Annotated in this window: 22 protein-coding genes and 2 tRNA genes; 16 read left to right on the top strand and 8 right to left on the bottom strand. The window is 64.2% G+C overall.

Going from position 1 to position 15,660, the window contains the following annotated elements; translation table 11 throughout:
• The first annotated feature begins 69 nt into the window (after nucleotides 1-69).
• From MU449_RS07010 to MU449_RS07060, 11 genes are all read left to right on the top strand, one after another.
• A complete protein-coding gene (locus MU449_RS07010; protein ID WP_244737313.1) occupies nucleotides 70-312 on the top strand; it encodes a hypothetical protein in 243 nt (80 codons plus the stop codon).
• Nucleotides 309-515, top strand: a complete 207-nt coding sequence (locus MU449_RS07015; RefSeq protein WP_244737315.1) for a hypothetical protein — start codon at nucleotides 309-311, stop codon at nucleotides 513-515. The genes MU449_RS07010 and MU449_RS07015 overlap by 4 nt, the downstream gene beginning before the upstream one ends.
• Entirely contained in the window at nucleotides 515-688 is a 174-nt protein-coding gene (locus tag MU449_RS07020) for a hypothetical protein (protein WP_244737316.1), read from the top strand. The genes MU449_RS07015 and MU449_RS07020 overlap by 1 nt, the downstream gene beginning before the upstream one ends.
• Before the next feature lie 58 nt (nucleotides 689-746).
• Entirely contained in the window at nucleotides 747-1,001 is a 255-nt protein-coding gene (locus MU449_RS07025; protein ID WP_244737317.1) for a DUF2312 domain-containing protein, read from the top strand.
• Nucleotides 1,002-1,224: 223 nt separating this feature from the next.
• Nucleotides 1,225-1,884, top strand: coding sequence for a hypothetical protein (locus tag MU449_RS07030; protein ID WP_244737319.1), 660 nt, complete (start codon nucleotides 1,225-1,227; stop codon nucleotides 1,882-1,884).
• Nucleotides 1,881-2,309, top strand: coding sequence for a hypothetical protein (locus MU449_RS07035; RefSeq protein ID WP_244737320.1), 429 nt, complete (start codon nucleotides 1,881-1,883; stop codon nucleotides 2,307-2,309). Before MU449_RS07030 ends, MU449_RS07035 begins: the two co-directional genes overlap by 4 nt.
• 80 nt (nucleotides 2,310-2,389) lie before the next feature.
• Nucleotides 2,390-2,695 (top strand): RusA family crossover junction endodeoxyribonuclease, encoded by a 306-nt coding sequence (locus tag MU449_RS07040; protein ID WP_244737321.1) that lies wholly within the window; start codon nucleotides 2,390-2,392, stop codon nucleotides 2,693-2,695.
• Nucleotides 2,692-3,057 (top strand): hypothetical protein, encoded by a 366-nt coding sequence (locus MU449_RS07045; protein ID WP_244737322.1) that lies wholly within the window; start codon nucleotides 2,692-2,694, stop codon nucleotides 3,055-3,057. The genes MU449_RS07040 and MU449_RS07045 overlap by 4 nt, the downstream gene beginning before the upstream one ends.
• Entirely contained in the window at nucleotides 3,054-4,724 is a 1,671-nt protein-coding gene (locus tag MU449_RS07050; protein WP_244737323.1) for an SNF2-related protein, read from the top strand. The genes MU449_RS07045 and MU449_RS07050 overlap by 4 nt, the downstream gene beginning before the upstream one ends.
• Before the next feature lie 20 nt (nucleotides 4,725-4,744).
• Entirely contained in the window at nucleotides 4,745-4,897 is a 153-nt protein-coding gene (locus MU449_RS07055; RefSeq protein WP_244737324.1) for a hypothetical protein, read from the top strand.
• A complete protein-coding gene (locus tag MU449_RS07060) occupies nucleotides 4,894-5,880 on the top strand; it encodes a tyrosine-type recombinase/integrase (protein ID WP_244737325.1) in 987 nt (328 codons plus the stop codon). Before MU449_RS07055 ends, MU449_RS07060 begins: the two co-directional genes overlap by 4 nt.
• A gap of 102 nt (nucleotides 5,881-5,982) precedes the next feature.
• Here MU449_RS07060 and MU449_RS07065 read toward each other — a convergent pair.
• The 3 genes from MU449_RS07065 to MU449_RS07075 all read right to left on the bottom strand — a co-directional run bounded on the left by MU449_RS07065 (nucleotide 5,983) and on the right by MU449_RS07075 (nucleotide 6,893).
• A tRNA-Leu gene (locus MU449_RS07065) sits at nucleotides 5,983-6,066 on the bottom strand.
• 235 nt (nucleotides 6,067-6,301) lie between these two features.
• Nucleotides 6,302-6,375, bottom strand: a tRNA-Gly gene (locus MU449_RS07070).
• A gap of 41 nt (nucleotides 6,376-6,416) precedes the next feature.
• A complete protein-coding gene (locus MU449_RS07075) occupies nucleotides 6,417-6,893 on the bottom strand; it encodes a fasciclin domain-containing protein (RefSeq protein WP_244737326.1) in 477 nt (158 codons plus the stop codon).
• Nucleotides 6,894-7,007: 114 nt separating this feature from the next.
• Between MU449_RS07075 and MU449_RS07080 the strand changes: the two genes are divergently transcribed.
• Together MU449_RS07080 and MU449_RS07085 are read left to right on the top strand one after the other, a co-directional pair.
• Nucleotides 7,008-8,114, top strand: a complete 1,107-nt coding sequence (locus tag MU449_RS07080) for a Ppx/GppA phosphatase family protein (protein WP_244737328.1) — start codon at nucleotides 7,008-7,010, stop codon at nucleotides 8,112-8,114.
• Nucleotides 8,111-8,830, top strand: coding sequence for an RlmE family RNA methyltransferase (locus tag MU449_RS07085; protein WP_244737329.1), 720 nt, complete (start codon nucleotides 8,111-8,113; stop codon nucleotides 8,828-8,830). The genes MU449_RS07080 and MU449_RS07085 overlap by 4 nt, the downstream gene beginning before the upstream one ends.
• A gap of 20 nt (nucleotides 8,831-8,850) precedes the next feature.
• Here MU449_RS07085 and mepK read toward each other — a convergent pair whose 3' ends face one another.
• Nucleotides 8,851-9,420: a peptidoglycan L,D-endopeptidase MepK gene (mepK, locus tag MU449_RS07090; protein WP_244737330.1), complete on the bottom strand. Its 570-nt coding sequence runs from the start codon at nucleotides 9,418-9,420 to the stop codon at nucleotides 8,851-8,853.
• Between the two features lie 265 nt (nucleotides 9,421-9,685).
• Between mepK and MU449_RS07095 the strand changes: the two genes are divergently transcribed.
• Genes MU449_RS07095 through MU449_RS07105 form a run of 3 tightly spaced genes read left to right on the top strand, consistent with a single transcriptional unit; the run spans nucleotide 9,686 to nucleotide 12,273 of the window.
• On the top strand, nucleotides 9,686-10,783 hold the full coding sequence (locus MU449_RS07095) for a UDP-3-O-(3-hydroxymyristoyl)glucosamine N-acyltransferase (protein ID WP_244737331.1): 1,098 nt from the start codon (nucleotides 9,686-9,688) through the stop codon (nucleotides 10,781-10,783).
• A gap of 21 nt (nucleotides 10,784-10,804) precedes the next feature.
• Entirely contained in the window at nucleotides 10,805-11,068 is a 264-nt protein-coding gene (locus MU449_RS07100) for an acyl carrier protein (protein WP_244737332.1), read from the top strand.
• Nucleotides 11,065-12,273: a beta-ketoacyl-[acyl-carrier-protein] synthase family protein gene (locus MU449_RS07105; protein WP_244737333.1), complete on the top strand. Its 1,209-nt coding sequence runs from the start codon at nucleotides 11,065-11,067 to the stop codon at nucleotides 12,271-12,273. Before MU449_RS07100 ends, MU449_RS07105 begins: the two co-directional genes overlap by 4 nt.
• A gap of 6 nt (nucleotides 12,274-12,279) precedes the next feature.
• Here the strand turns inward: MU449_RS07105 and MU449_RS07110 are convergent, their stop codons facing one another.
• From MU449_RS07110 to MU449_RS15795, 4 genes are all read right to left on the bottom strand, one after another.
• The gene (locus tag MU449_RS07110) at nucleotides 12,280-12,894 is read right to left on the bottom strand and encodes an invasion associated locus B family protein (RefSeq protein ID WP_244737334.1); all 615 of its coding nucleotides are present in this window, start codon (nucleotides 12,892-12,894) and stop codon (nucleotides 12,280-12,282) included.
• A gap of 174 nt (nucleotides 12,895-13,068) precedes the next feature.
• A complete protein-coding gene (locus tag MU449_RS07115; RefSeq protein WP_244737335.1) occupies nucleotides 13,069-14,025 on the bottom strand; it encodes a tyrosine recombinase in 957 nt (318 codons plus the stop codon).
• Nucleotides 14,022-15,509, bottom strand: a complete 1,488-nt coding sequence (locus MU449_RS07120; protein WP_244737337.1) for a hypothetical protein — start codon at nucleotides 15,507-15,509, stop codon at nucleotides 14,022-14,024. The genes MU449_RS07115 and MU449_RS07120 overlap by 4 nt, the downstream gene beginning before the upstream one ends.
• The gene (locus tag MU449_RS15795) at nucleotides 15,499-15,633 is read right to left on the bottom strand and encodes a hypothetical protein (protein WP_280517639.1); all 135 of its coding nucleotides are present in this window, start codon (nucleotides 15,631-15,633) and stop codon (nucleotides 15,499-15,501) included. Before MU449_RS15795 ends, MU449_RS07120 begins: the two co-directional genes overlap by 11 nt.
• Between the last annotated feature and the right edge of the window lie 27 nt (nucleotides 15,634-15,660).

Below are 15,660 nucleotides of genomic sequence, written 5' to 3' on the forward strand. Positions count from 1 at the left end.
GGGACAAATGTCCCTTTATTGTGGTGTCATGCCGCGACACATGTGCCGGCGCTCATTTCCGAGGACGCCATGCAGACCAGCTTGCACCCGACGCCCGATATTCTGCCCGCTGACGCCTCTTTGGCCGAATTCATATTCCCACCGCACAGCCGCCCTGCGGCTATTGCGTGGGGCCGTGAACGCCTTGCGGATGTCCTGCACCATTCCGACACCGACCTGACCCGCGCCTGCCGCGTCCTGATCAGCAACAGCCCCGAGGATTACGACCGGGCGACGAAGCTGCTGGCAGTTCTGGGAGGGCGGGGCGCATGAAATCCCCTCAGCAATATATCAACGCCCGACGCCTGCGGGACGACCGCGCCCAACGAGCGGCGCGGGTCGCTCATTTCGCCTCCGCATGGCTTCTGGCGGCGCTGATCATCCTCGGGGGGCTGGTCATTGCCCGATCGGCGCTGGCCGGTGCCGTGGGTGTCGACGCGACGCTGGTGCAGGCCGAACAGATGAGGGGCATGTGATGGATATCCTCGCCCTGATCATCTCGATCATCGCCTTTGTCATCGCGGGCCGTGCCAACCGCATCGCCCAGCGCATCGAGCGGGATGACGACCTCTGGGATGAGACTGAGCAGGAGGGGCATTCGCTGCACACCCTCCGCTCCATGAACGGCGACCACCCCGCCAAGAACTGACTCCATCGCGGAAGCCGACCTCCCGCCCAGCGCGTCTATCAGATTGAAGGATCACCCCATGAGCGACCCGCTCGACAGCTACAACGTCACCGCCGATGAACTGCGCCAGTTCATCGAGCGCTTTGAGCAGTTGGAGTCCGAGAAGAAGGACATCAACGAGCAGCAGAAGGAACTGATGGCTGAGGCCAAGGGCCGCGGCTACGACACGAAGGTGATGAAGCTTGTCATCGCTTTGCGTCGTCGCAAGCCGGACGAGATCGCCGAGCAGGAAGCGATCATGGACATGTACAAAGCCGCGTTGGGGATGCAGTGACAGCCCCCCGTGACATCGTTGTTCTGGTCGCCGGTGATTGGGTTCATTGCCCCGTCACCGATCGCATCATCGAGGTGTGGGCCGGGCAGGGTGTGCAGGTAGGGGGAACCCTCTACTGCACTGCCGCCGACGCGCCTCCGCTGCCGCCATCGTGCGCAACATGCGGCGGAAGCAACACCACCCATCAGACATGGTGCCCCGAGGGGCCGGGAGCGATGTATCCATGACCCCCATGCGCATCCTAATCGGCTGCGAAACCTCGGGCGTAATGCGCCTGGCCTTCGCGGCGCGCGGGCATGATGTCTGGTCCTGTGACCTGTTGCCCGCCGACGATCGCAGCAATCGCCACATTGTCGGTGATGTGCGCGATGTGCTTCACGACGGCTGGGACATGCTCGCCGTGATGCACCCGCCCTGCACCCGGCTTTGCAACAGCGGTGTGCGCTGGCTGACCGCCCCGCCGCGTGGCCGGACGTTGGCCGAGATGTGGGCGGATCTGGACGAGGGCACGGCGCTGTTTGCGGACTGCTGGAACGCCCCCATCCCACGCGTGATGATCGAGAACCCGGTGATGCACCGCCACGCGAAGGAGCGGATGCCGCCCGACCTGCCGAAGCCGCAGATCGTTCAGCCGTGGTGGTTCGGCGATGAGGCATTCAAGGCGACCGGCCTCTACCTGCGCGGCCTGCCTCCGCTGACGGCGACGAACCGTCTTACCCCGCCGCACAAGGCCGAGGATCCAGCCCGCCACGCTGTATGGTCCAGGATCCACCGCGCCAGCCCCGGCCCCAACCGCTGGAAGCAGCGCAGCGCAACCTTTCCCGGCCTTGCCGCAGCCTGCGCGGAGCAGTGGACGCCCATGATCGAGGAAATGGCGGCATGATGCACGAGCGCAGCCTCTCCCTCGTCGTGGAGATGCAGTCGCAGGGGATCATCCCCGCCGACCTCAACCATTTCCACAATCGCTGCCTCACTCTTCTCGACGGCATCGTTGGCGGCCTTGACCTAGCGCCGATCGTCTGGCGGCGCTGCCAGTGGGGTTGCGACGTCGTGGAGATCCTGTGGCGCGGGGCAATGGGCTCAAACGTCATGCCGGGCGGAGCGTCTCTAACCGAGGCGGTGTTCCTCGCGCATGACGCGGCGATCCAGCTAATCGTCAGCCCCCGCACGCACCAGCACCTTCGGCTCACGCTGACCGACAAGGCCAGTCGCTTGGCGTTCTCCCGGCACCCGACCCTGAGCGGCGCGGTGAACGGGCACAACCGCCGGTATCCTTCATCTCATCCTATTCACTTCACGGGGGCCTGAGTATGACGCGCACCGTAACAGTCGTCCTTCCATATCCGGCAAAGACCCTGTCACCGAACGCCCGTCCGGACAGGTTCACCTTGGCCCGCGCGAAGAAGGCCTACCGCAAAAGCGGGTGGGAGGCGGGGCTCGTATCAGGCCTCCATCTGCTGGGGAGGGGCACGGTGAAGATGCAGCTGATCTTCTGCCCCCCGCCGGTGAAGCGGAAGCGGGATATGGACAACGCGGTAGCGAGTATGAAGTCGGGCCTCGATGGCATCGCGGATGCGCTGAAGATCGATGACAGCGAATGGGAATGGGAGCGCCCCATATGGGGCAAGCCCACAGAGACCGGCGAGGTGCAGCTGCTGATCCAGCACACGCCCAACGCGGGGGAGGCGGCATGACCGACCCCCGCATTCTCGCACGGCGGATCGTCACGATCGCGCTGGCCAACCGCATCAACGTCTCCACTGAGCACGCCGCCCACGCCTCTTTGGCGGCAGCACTGGAAGCCGCACAGCTGCCCGTGGCCCGCGAAGTCCGACTGACCACTGCCGAGCGGATCGACATCATGGTTGAAGGCGTCGGGGTGGAGGTGAAGATCAAGGGATCGCGCCGCGACATCTATCACCAGCTGGAACGCTATGCCGCTTGCGAACAGATCACCGCGCTTGTGCTCGCCACCGCGACAGCATGGCCCGCTCACATGGCCGAGATCGGCGGCAAGCCGTTCTTCCACGCATCGCTCGTAAGGGGATGGCTATGACCTTTGGCACACTCGATTTCGACGGCGACGCATGGCTGGTGTCGGACCTGAAGCCCCACGTGTCCATCCGGTTCAAGGATATGTTCAAGGGGGTGCGCTTCGGATCGCGCCCGCCGTTTCTTCTGAAGGATCGGCAGGATCGGGCGTTCGACCTGCACTGGTTCATGTCGCGCTATCCGCTGGACATGACGCCCCGCGCCGCGGCGGCGATCGAGGGCGGGGTATCATCCTATCGGGCGGCGAGGGCCAAACTCGATGCGATGGCCCGTGTAGACTATGTGCCATCGCTGATCACCGGCTTTCGCGCGCCGGAGGAAGCCCGCCCGCACCAGATGCGCGCCGCCGAGATGCTGCGCATGTCCGGTCGCCTGTTGCTGCTGGATGATGTCGGCCTTGGTAAGACGGTGTCCGCGCTGGCCGCCGTGGCCGATGGATGGGGCTTGCCGGCAGCGGTCGTGGTCCAGCCGCACCTCTCCACCCAATGGGTCAAGCAATACATCGAGCGGTTCACTCATCTGACCGCCTATGAGGTGAAGGACCGCAACGCGCGCATCCTGCCGCCCGCTGATATCTATCTGTTCCGCTATTCCAACATCGCGGCATGGGTCGATTACGTCGAACCGCTCGGAATCAAGACGACCATCTTTGACGAGATACAGGAACTCCGGCACGGACGTGGGACCGACAAGGGGCGTGGCGCGATGGCATTCCGCGATGCCTCCGCGAATGTCTTGGGACTGACCGCCACGCCCATCTACAACTACGGGTCCGAGATATGGAACGTGGTGGAGTTCGTGGCCCCCGGCGCGCTTGGCACTTGGGACGAGTTCATCGTCAACTGGTGCGCCTCCCACGGGTCGCACTGGATCGTCAAAGACCCGGAGGCCCTTGGGGCCTTCCTGCAGGACGAGGGGATCAGCCTGCGCCGGACGGACGAAGACGAAGAGGTTGCAATGTCGCTGCCGCCTCTGGCTAAAACGGTGTTCGAGGTGGGTTGGAACGAAGGCGACGCCGAGACCGACCGAGAATTGCAGCGCCGTCTGGCCCTGCGCGTCCTGCAAGGCGGGTTCACCGAGCGAGGCGAAGCCGCCCGGCAGCTGGATCTTATGGTTCGGCAGGAGACGGGCGTCGCCAAGGCGCGGTCGGTCGCGGCCTATGTTCGAACGTTGGTCGAGGCGGGGGAGCCTGTCTTGCTGGGTGGGTGGCATCGCGAGGTCTACCGCATCTGGAACGAGGCGCTGGCCGACCTGAACCCCGTCATGTTCACCGGCTCCGAAAGCCAGCCGCAAAAGAGGGCCGCGCGGGAGGCGCTTTTGTCCGGCGCGTCGAAGATCCTGATCATGTCGCTGCGCTCAGGATCGGGACTGGACGGTTTGCAGGACGTGATCGCACATGCCGTCATCGGTGAGCTGGACTGGTCGCCGCAGGTGCATAGGCAGTTCATCGGTCGCATTCGCCGTGATGGGCAAAAGCGGCCCGTGACCGCCCATTACCTGCATGTCGATGGCGGGTCCGATCCTGTCATTCTGCCGACCCTTGGCCTGAAGGCCAGCCAGTCGCACGGCATCTTGAACCCCTACGGCGGGGCGACCGAGGCGACGCCGGTGGACGAAACGCGGATGCGCCAGTTGGCGCGGTCCATTCTGAATATCAAGGAGGCAGGCTGATGGGAGAGATGCGACCAATCATGCGCGCGGCCGATGTGCGCCGCGCTGTCAAGGAATGGGCGGGCATGGGGTTCACCGTTGTGGTGGAGCCGGACGGGAAGATCACCGTCACCCCGCCCAGCGCGCAGGAGCCGAAAGACGCCTTCGACATCGTGGACATGCGGCGCAAATGACGAAGCGCGCCCTGCCTCCGCATGTCTATCGCAAGCCCAAGGGGGTCTATTTCCAACGGCGGGGCTGGTCGACGGTGCGAATGCAGCATGAGCCGGGCTCGCCCGAGTTCGCAATGGAATATGCGGCCATCCTGAACGGCGCGCTTACGCTGCCCCCGGATACGCGCCGGACCTTCGCGGCGCTGGTCAAAAGCTACATCGCAAGCCCGCGCTATCGAAAGCTCGCACCACGCACGGCCCGCGATTACGAGAAGGTCTTGGACTGGGTGAAGGATACGCTCGGTCATCTGCCGGTGGCGGGCATCCAGCGCAAGGACATCATTCGCGCGCGTGACGCGAATGCCCAAACCGTACGTTTCGCTAATTACATTGTTCAGGTGGTGCGGATCCTCCTGGAGCACTCAATCGATGTCGGCTGGCGGTCGGACAATCCCGCGAAGGGTGTCAGCTTGCTGAAGGCCGACACGGCGCCGCGGCAACCTTGGCCGCCAGCGATGATCGAAGCATTCCGCCAGAAGGCCGTGGGTCGTGGGCTACTCGTGTTCGAGCTGTGCCTTGGGACCGGTCAGCGAATCGGCGACGTGCTGAACATGAAGTGGTCGGACATCGAGGATGACGGCATCTCCGTCCGTCAAAGCAAGACGGGCGCCGATCTGTGGGTGCCGTTTACCACCCACCTTGCTCAGGCATTGGCCATGACTCCGCGCCAGGGGGAGACGATCTGTGCGGGGGCCTCCGGGCAACCTATCAGTTACCGCCATGCGTCAACGCTCATCATGGAGGTGCGTCGCGCCATCGGGGCCGAAGCCTATGATATCCACGGCCTGCGATATGCGGCCGCCTCGGAGCTTGCCGAAGCTGGATGCAGTGATGATCTCATCGCAGCTGTTACCGGCCACGCCACAAGCGCGATGGTCCGAAAGTACTCGCGCGTAGCGCGTCAAAGATCGAGAGCGATTGAAGCGCAAAGCATGCGGAAATGACGTGGGGAACAGGTCATGCACGAAAAAGGAATGTTGCCATGCCTGTTGCCAGATTTTCGGGACGTTTTCCGAGAGACGCCGCAATACACCTGTCTTTCCTAGTGGTACGGGCGGTCGGACTCGAACCGACACGCCTTGCGGCAACGGATTTTGAATCCGTCGCGTCTACCATTCCGCCACGCCCGCACTGGCTGTTCAGATACTCAGGTGATCTGGGTATGTCAATGATATCTGAGAGGTCTATGTCGCCAGAAAGCGCAATGATCAGACGATGCGCTGCGATAGGCGGAGGCTGCGCAGCAAGCATCCCATGGATGTTTCGGAAGCACCACTCAAACCCCAATGATCACCGGATCCGGGACATCTTCACGCACGAACAGACAGCCCATAGCAGTCTGACGACATATCACGCGTGAATTGATGGAGCGGGTGAAGGGAATCGAACCCTCGTCGTAAGCTTGGGAAGCTTCTGCTCTACCATTGAGCTACACCCGCGTGCCGCTGTCGATACCGACCTGAGGCCAGGCCGTCAAGCCTCAGGTTGAGGGGAGGATGAGCGTGTCGATCACATGAACGACGCCATTCGATTGACGCAGGTCCGCCGCCTTGATCCGGTGATCGCGGCCGGCCGAGTCACGGACCATGAGTTGCGAGCCGTTTTTATACAGGGTCAATCGGCAGCCCCCCACAGTTCGGATCACGGCCGGACGGCCCGTTGCCAGAACGCTGGAGACGACCTGGGTCGGGGCCATGTGGCAGGTCAGGATCTCGACAAGCTTTTCACGCCCTTGCGCGCCCATCGCCACGTTCGGCATTGCGCTGAAGGCCGAATTCGTCGGGGCGAAGATCGTGTAGGGGCCGGGGTTGGCCAGCGCCCGGTCGATCCCAGTCTGTTGCATGGCGGCGGCGAACCGGGACAGCTGACCCGTCCCTTCGGCAAACTGAAAGACGTTCCCGGCATGAGCACCGAAAGGCAGAACGGCGAGAACGAGAGAAAGAATGACAGCCCGCATGAAAGCCTCCTCTGATCAAATTGGTAACGTGCGCGTGACACGCGGGTTCCCCTCCACTTGCGCTTTGTGGATCCGACGCATATTGTCGGATTAACCGAGAATTGGAGGGCGATCATGGCGCCCGAGCGTCCCAAGGGTGCGGACGCGATCCCCGCGATGATGTCGCGGGTTGAACCGGACGCTGCCCCTCCGGGTTCCGCGCTGTATGCGGCGTTGGATCTGGGAACAAACAGCTGCCGCATGCTGATCGCTCAGCCGCGTGGCAGTCATTTTCAGGTCGTGGACAGTTTTTCCAAGACCGTGCAACTGGGCCTCGGGCTGGAAGCCTCCGGGCGGCTTTCGCGCGCCTCGATGGGGCGGACGGTGCAGGCGTTGCGTATCTGCCAGAAGAAGCTGGAAAAGCATCGCGTGCGCCGGATGCGTCTGGTCGCGACCGAAGCGTGCCGTCGGGCGCGCAACGCCCAGGACTTCATTCGGATGGTTCGGCGTGAGACCGGCCTTCAACTTGAAATCATCATGCCGGAGGAGGAGGCCCGTCTGGCCGTCATCTCCTGCGCACCTTTGGTGAATGCAACGACCGAGCAGCTTCTGGTGATCGACATCGGGGGCGGATCGACCGAACTGGTGTGGATCGACCTGTCGGAGGTGCCGGCAGACCAGCGCGCCCGGTCGATCATGGCGCTTCACAGCGGGTTCGCGCCAAAATCGGGCGCACGCGTCGTGGACTGGATTTCCGTGCCGTTGGGGGTGGCGACGCTGAAGGACCAGTTCATCGATGTGGAGGACGATGCCGCCCGCTTCGCCCTGATGAGCTGGTTCTTCGAGGAAAACCTTGCCAGCTTCTCCCCCTACAGCGCCGAAAACCGACGTGAGGGGTTTCAGATCATCGGCACCTCGGGAACGGTGACAACGGTGGCGGCCTCCTATCTGGGCCTGCGCCGGTATGACCGGACCAAGGTGGACGGGCTGCACATGACGTCGGACCAGATCGATGTCGTCATCCGGGAATACCTTGCGCTTGGGCCGGAAGGGCGGCGGATCGATCCCCAGATCGGTCGGGATCGCCACAGCCTGATCATGTCGGGTGCGGCCATTCTTCAAGCGCTGTTGCGGATTTGGCCGACCGATCGCCTGTCGGTTGCGGATCGCGGCCTGCGCGAAGGCCTGCTATATCAACAGATGAACGCGGACGGCGTTCTGGAAGACGGACCATTGACATGACGGAAAAGAACACATCGGGCCGGGGCCAGCGCGACCTTCGGGTGCGCGTGAAAACGGCCAAGGGGCGCAAGCTCTCCTCGACCTTGTGGCTGGAGCGTCAGTTGAACGACCCTTACGTCCAGCGCGCCAAGCGTGAAGGTTTCCGGGGCCGTGCCGCGTTCAAGATCCTGGAATTGGACGACAAGTATGCCTTCCTCAAACCCGGCTCGCGGGTGGTTGATCTGGGATGTGCGCCGGGGGGCTGGTGCCAAGTCGCAGTCGAACGCGTGAACGCCTTGGGCCAGCGGCCGAACAAACCCGTCGGCACGGTTCTGGGGGTCGATCTGCAGGAGGTGGAGCCTATTTCGGGCGCCGAGATTCACCAACTGGACTTTCTGGCGGACGATGCCGACCAGATGGTCAAGGATTGGCTGGGTGGATCGGCGGACGTCGTCATGAGCGATATGGCCGCCGCCTCTTCGGGCCATAAGGGCACGGACCACCTGCGCATCATCGCGCTGTGCGAAGCGGCCGCGTATTTCGCCTTTGACGTGCTGGAGGAGGGCGGGACGTTCGTGGCGAAGGTTCTGGCCGGGGGAACCGAGAACGAGCTTCAGGTTCTGTTGAAGAAGAACTTCCAGAAGGTCGCGAACGTGAAGCCGCCCGCATCCCGCGCCAATTCGTCCGAAAAATTCGTGGTGGCGATGGGGTACAAGGGGCGGCAGGCCGACGTCTGATCGGGGGTCGTGTGGGCGCCTCAGGCGCCCCAGTGCCGCACCGGACCGCAATCCATGTGCACGAAGTTCGAGCGGGAGTAACGCCCCACGCCGCCGGAAGAACACGCTTCAGCCGCCCGGGCCATTTGCGACACCGAACGCGATTTCAGACGAAGGTCCGCCGCCTGACCCACCATGTGCAGCGAGTTGCGCGCCACACCCGAGGAGCGGGACCGCAGCATGGCATTGGTCTGCGCCGAACGATATCCAGACAGCAGCAGATAGGGTTCCGTCGTTTCCATCATCGCGTGGGACGCCGCCATGATGTCGATGGTGCGCGGATCGAAATTGATCATCTGGCCATTGCGCCAATCACGCACGAAACGGTTCACATCCTGCAGCGCCTCCGGGATGTATTTCCCCTCGATCCAATAGATCGTGTTCAGCGACTCGCCCGTGCGCCCGTTGTACATCTTGATGCGGCGCACATCGCCTGCGCCCCGCAAGAACCCGAACGCATTCGACGCCGTCGGTGCTGCGGCCACGGTTGCCGCTGCGAATGCGCCCAGAAGCCCACGCCGCGTCATGCCCGGAAAAGATTGTGCTGCCATGTGTCTGCCTGTCCCACTTCGTTGCCACGCCCGCCTCTTGATGTGCGGCTTCGTGGATACTTGATGGTTATGGCGCAAAACGATCCGATTTCCAAAAGAAAAGAGTCCCCGGGTTCCCGAGGGTCCGTGGGCTTTGGCGAAATCTTGCGCATTATCGAGGTGGAATGCAGAATGGACACAACCTGTTGCGGCGGTGCATCGCATTGTTTGGGGTGGATTCGAACCTCGCGCGTGGTTAGATCGTGGGCAACGAAAGGGGCACTTCATGGCACATACCATCCGTGACATCGCAGCGGCGTTGGACGCGAAGGCGGAAGGCAATCTCGATCTGGCGGTGGAGGGCGTGTCCGAACCGGCGGCTGCGAAAGCCCATCATCTCGCGCTTGCCATGGACCCCAAATACGCCGACGGCCTGTCCTCCGGCGGGGCCAGGGCGGCGGTCGTTTGGGATGGGGCGGATTGGAAGGCCCTGGGGTTGGAGGCGGCCATTTTGGCGCCGCGTGGCCGGCTGGCCATGGCGGGCCTTTCGCGCATGATGGATCCCGGCCCGCAGATCGCGCCGGGCATTCACCCGATGACCGTGATCGATCCGACGGCCGTGATCGGAGAGGGGGCCGCCATCGGTCCCTTCGTCACCATCGGCGCGGGGGTCGTGATCGGCACGAACGCCCGCATCGCCGCGCACAGCTCGATCGCGGAGGGCGCGCGCATCGGCGACGATGTCCTGCTGCTGAACGGTGTGCGCATCGGGCCGGACGTGCGGATCGGTGATCGGTTCATCGGCCAGCCCGGGGCCTCCATCGGCGCGGACGGCTTTTCCTTTGTCACGCCCGAAACGTCGGGTGTCGAGGAAATCCGCCATACGTTGGGCACACGGGCCGAAATCCGCAAACAGCAGTGGGTTCGCATCCACTCGCTTGGTTCAGTCAGTCTTGGGAACGATGTGGAGGTCGGGGCCAATTCCTGCATCGACCGGGGCACGATCCGCAACACCACCGTGGGGGACGGCACCAAGATCGACAACCTTGTTCATCTTGGCCACAACGTGACGGTGGGCAAGGATTGCCTGCTGTGCGCGCTGGTTGGGGTCGCAGGGTCCACCCGCATCGGGGATCGTGTTGTGCTGGCCGGGCAGGTGGGCGTGTCGGACAATATCTTCGTGGGCGATGATGTGATTGCCGGGGGTGGGACGAAAATCCTCAGCAACGCTCCGGCGGGTCGGGTTCTCCTGGGGTATCCCGCCGTCAAGATGGACATCCATGTTGAGATGCAGAAGGCGCTTCGCCGGTTGCCCCGCATGGCCGAAAAGGTGGCCGAGCTTCAAAAAACTGTTTCCAAACTGTCGGATACGGATAAAATCTGAACCAGGCGATTAGGGGGCGATATGGCCGAGGTCGAGGACAAAGTGCGGCAGATCATCGCCGAGCAGGCCCTGCTGGACATCTCTGACGTTTCGCGCAGTTCGACGTTGGAAAGCCTTGGGATCGACAGCCTGATGCTGGTGGAGGCGATCTTTTCAATCGAGGAAACCTTCGACATCTCGGTCCCGTTCAACGCGAACGATCCGGGCTCGGGGCAGTTCGACATCTCGTCCGTCGGCTCCATCATCGACGCGATTGAGGGGCTGATCGCGCAGAAAGCATCATGAAGCGGGTCGTCATAACCGGGGCGGGCACGATCAATGCCCTGGCGCACGACGTTCGCGGCACGTTGGAGGCCTTTCGCGAAGGGCGATGCGGTATCACCGAACTGGACATTCGCGACCGCGACCGGCTGAGTATCGGGATCGGCGGGCAGGTGCATTGTTGGGATGCAGAGGCGCATTTCAACCGCCAGCAAATCGCACTCTATGACAAGTTCACGCAATTCACCCTGCTCGCCGCGCGGGAGGCCATCGCGCAGTCCGGGCTTAATTTCGACGGCCATCTGGGATACGAGGCCGGGGTCGTTCTGGGCACCGCGGCCGGCGGCGTGAACACTTGGGACGACAATTACCGCACGGTGTATGAGGAGGGGAAGAACCGCGTTCATCCCTTTGTCGTGCCGAAATTGATGAACAACGCGGCTGCCAGCCACGTCTCCATGGAGTTCAACCTGAAGGGGCCGAGCTTCACCGTCGCGACGGCCTGCGCGAGTTCCAATCACGCGATGGGGCAGGCGTTCTGGATGATCCGCTCCGGCGCGACCAGCGTCATGGTCACCGGCGGATCCGAGTCGATGTTGTGTTTCGGCGGGATCAAGGCGTGGGAGGGGCTGCGCGTCATGTCGCGCGATGCCTGCCGCCCGTTCAGCCTGAACCGCAACGGGATGGTGCAGGGCGAGGGAGCCGCCATTTTCGTATTCGAGGAGTTCGAGCACGCCCGGCGGCGTGGGGCGGAGATCCTGGCGGAGGTCATCGGGTTCGCGATGACCTCGGATGCCGCTGACATCGTGATGCCCAACAAGCAGGGGGCTTCCCGCGCCATCGCCGGTGCCTTGCGCGACGCGCGCCTGAACGGTGAGGAGGTGGGCTATATCAATGCGCACGGCACCGGGACGGCGGCCAATGACAAGACCGAATGTGCGGCTGTGGCGGATGTGTTCGGCCCCCACGCGGATCGGTTGATGATGTCGTCCACGAAATCCATGCACGGGCATCTGATCGGCGGGACCGGGGCGGTGGAACTTCTGGCCTGCATCATGGCGCTGCGCGATGGGGTCATCGCCCCGACCATCAGCTATGACGAGCCGGACCCCGAATGCGCGTTGGACGTGGTGCCGAATACGGCCCGGGACGCGAAGGTGGAGGTCGTGCTGACCAACGCCTTCGCCTTCGGGGGTCTCAACGCCGTGTTGGCGTTGAGAAAGATCTGAACGCGATCACTCGGCCGCGTTGGCCGCCACGACGGCGTCCCATCCGGCGGTGAATCCCGACAGGGACATGTCCAGCGTCACGCGCTGGTCCGGGGCCACGACCGGAACGATGGTCAGTTGCGCGTTGGAGCCGCGTTTCAGGGCGTCGACCTCGCCTTGGGTGAAGCCCACGCGCGCAACGCAGCCGATCTCGCTGCACCAGCTGAAGGGGTAGACGCGGGGCTGGGCGCTGTCGACCTTGACCGACAGGTTCGCCGTCAGCAGCGTTTCCAGCGGCACGATGATCGTGGCACCGGCCGCAGCCTCATTGCCTGCGGGAAGGTTGAACAGACTGAACTCGGCCACGTTGTTGCCTTCGCCGTCTTTCAGCAGCTGATAGAGCTGGCAGCGTTCGGTATCGGCATCTTCGCGGATGCAGCGCTGTTCCCACGACCCGAAGGTGCCGGCAACGCGCATGGCGCCGGGGGCGTTGGGATCGGCCTCGGCCGCGCCCATGCTCAGCCCTTGGGTGGCCGGGGAATCGCCGGTCGGGGCGGCCGGGGGGGTGTCCTGCGCCATGGCGGCGTGCGACACGCCGAAGGTCAGCGCAAGCGCAAGAATACGAGAAAGGGTTTTGGACATGCGTTTCGGTCCTTGGGATGGTTCCGGGTCGGGCCTAGCACGCCATGGATCGCATGTCAGCAGGCATGTGCGATCATGAAAAAAGACCGGTGTTTCCACCGGCCTTCCATTGATTTTCTCCCTGCCGGACGGGCCGACTTATTGCCCACAGGTTATGGCGGATATGCGCCGACGTCAACGTTCTTTTGAAGATTGTGACGATACATCCGCCCCGGACAACGGATGTTTCTCAAGGACGAGCGTTCGAAGCTGCTCATCCACAACATGGGTGTAGATTTCGACCGTGGAGATATCGGCGTGGCCCAGCATGGTCTGGATGATGCGCAGGTCGGCTCCACCGGCCAGGAGATGGGTGGCAAAGGCATGTCGCAGGCTGTGCGGCGTGACACGGCCCTCGGCGATGTTCGCCTGACGGGCCATGTCCTGCACCATTCGAAAAAAACTCTCGCGCGGCAGGTGTCCAGTCTTGGCACGGCTGGGGAACAGGAAACGCGAGGGCGCACCTCCTTCGCGCAGGGTGGCCTCCTCCTCCGCATCGCGGGCGCTGAGCCATGCCGCCAAGGCCGACCGGGCCGGGGGCGACAGGGGGACAAGACGCTCCTTTCCGCCCTTGCCCCGCACCAGAATCATCTCCGGCGCGCCGCGCGCCGCCGCCACCGGCAGCCCCACGAGTTCCGAGACGCGCATACCGGTGGCATAGAGAAGCTCCATCAGGCAGCGGTTGCGAAGCTGGGCCGTCGCATCGCGGCCCGTGGCCCGGGCCACCTCAAGCAGCCGGTCCACCTCCTCCACCGTCAGTGTTCCGGGCAGGCGGCGCTTCGGGGCGGGGCCCTTCACACGCACCGCCGGATTGTCCGTGCGCATCCGTTCGTCAAAGGCAAAACGATACAGCTGCCGCACCGCGACAAGGCGGCGGGCCCGCGTGGCGGCGGACAGACCCTGCGCGTCGCAGAAGATTAGATAGTCCTCGATCGTTTGCCGGGTGGCGGTGGACAGGGACATGCCCCGCCGTTCCAGCCACGCAACAAAATCGCGCAAATCGCGGCCATAGGCGAGAAGCGTGTTGCGGGCGGCCCCCGCATCGGCCGCCTGAGCATCCAGAAACAGGTGGATCCACCGCAGATCGTTCATCCCCGCCGGTCCAGGATCATGAGTTGCACCCCGACACGGCGGGCGGCCATGTCCATCCCCAAGGCCGACAGCGCCGCGATGCCTTCGGTCACGCCCCGAAGATCGCCCGCGACCCCGCGCGAGATACGGTCGACCGCCAGAAGGATCACCTCCCCCCGCCGCCCCTGGTCCAGAAGCTCGCGCGTATCGTCGGGGACGGCATCGGGGGCGAACCCGGCCGCAATGGCGCGGGACAGGCCATCCACACTGTGCGCGGTGCGGGGATCGCCCATGGCAAGGGCCGCCAGAAACCGGTCCTGCGCCGTGCGGGGCGACAGGGGCATCGGCCCGTCCTCATAGATCCCGGCAAGAAGCGCCAGCCGGAATGCGGTCGATGCGGCATCCCCCATCAGGGCCATTCCGGCCAGCGGTTCGGCAAAGATGCGGGCGAACGGCACCTCCAGTTCGGCCCCCTGCATCTGCGACCACGCAAGCGGCAAGGCCTGCGCCACCGCCCGAACGTCCCCCGCCTGAACCGCCGCGTCCAGTCGCTGCACCGCCGCCACACGATCCCAGACCCCGCCGGAGGCTGCAGGGCGCTGGCGGGTGTAAAACCCCATCAGGTGATTGGCATCCAGAACGTTCGCCTGGGCCAGGCGTTCGGCGGCGTCCAACTGCGATTTCCATCCCGCCGTATCGCGCAATTCGGCATGGGCGAAGGCCAGCGGCAGGGTATAGGTCGGAAGCGGCTCGCCGATGGCTTCGAACATCCGCCAATCCAGCGATGTGGGGCGCGGGGGTGGGGGCAGGGACGGTTCCCCCTCGAACAGGTCGGGGTCGAGGAACCGGGCGATCAGCGCCCCTTGCGCCTGCGGAATGACGCCGATCGCCTCGGCCCCGTGCAGGGTGGTGGCCGCCGCCGACCATTCGCCCGCCCGCGCAAGGCAATAGATGCGGGCGGGGTAGCCGGGGGAAAGTTGGGGGCTGGCGTTCATGACGCCGCAGGCACGGGTTTCGGTGCCCTGCAGAAGGGCGATGTCGAACTGGCGGCGGAACGCCTCCGGCCCCTGCGCGCGCGCCACATCCAAAAGCGCCTGCGCCTGATCCAGCGCACCCAAGGCCACAAGCTTGTCCACCCGGGCAAAGAACAGCGTCCCGTCGGCGTCGGAGGAGGCGGGCGGCATCGCCTCGGCCAACAGAAGGTTCATCACCAGATTGTGCAGCGCGGGAAGTTCGTTCGCGGGGGCGTCGGTGATCATCCGGGAAATGATCTGGGCCTGACCCGCGCCCCAGAGGTTGCGCGGAAACCCCGTCTGGCGCGGCGTCAGCAGGCCCGAGGAGTCGAGCGCCACCGCATCCAGCGGCTGGGTCGCCACCGCGCCCGGTGCCGCAGAAAAAGGCAAGGGCGGCCACGTCTGCCCGTTGCCACCGGGCACCGTCGGGTCCGCGAATGCCAAGGCCGGCACGGCCATGCAGAACAGAAGGGTCAGCGCCTTATTGCGCATCCAGCGTCACCGGGTGGGACACGGGAACCCGAGGCGCGCTCAGATCACCCAGATAGGCGTATCCGACCAATCCCAGAAAGGCGAGAACAACGATCACCGCCAGCGCCTTCAACACAATTCCCATCGCCCGTCCTCTTGCCTGTCCTGCGTG

The organism is Falsirhodobacter halotolerans (assembly GCF_022899245.1).
GTDB lineage: Bacteria > Pseudomonadota > Alphaproteobacteria > Rhodobacterales > Rhodobacteraceae > Falsirhodobacter > Falsirhodobacter halotolerans.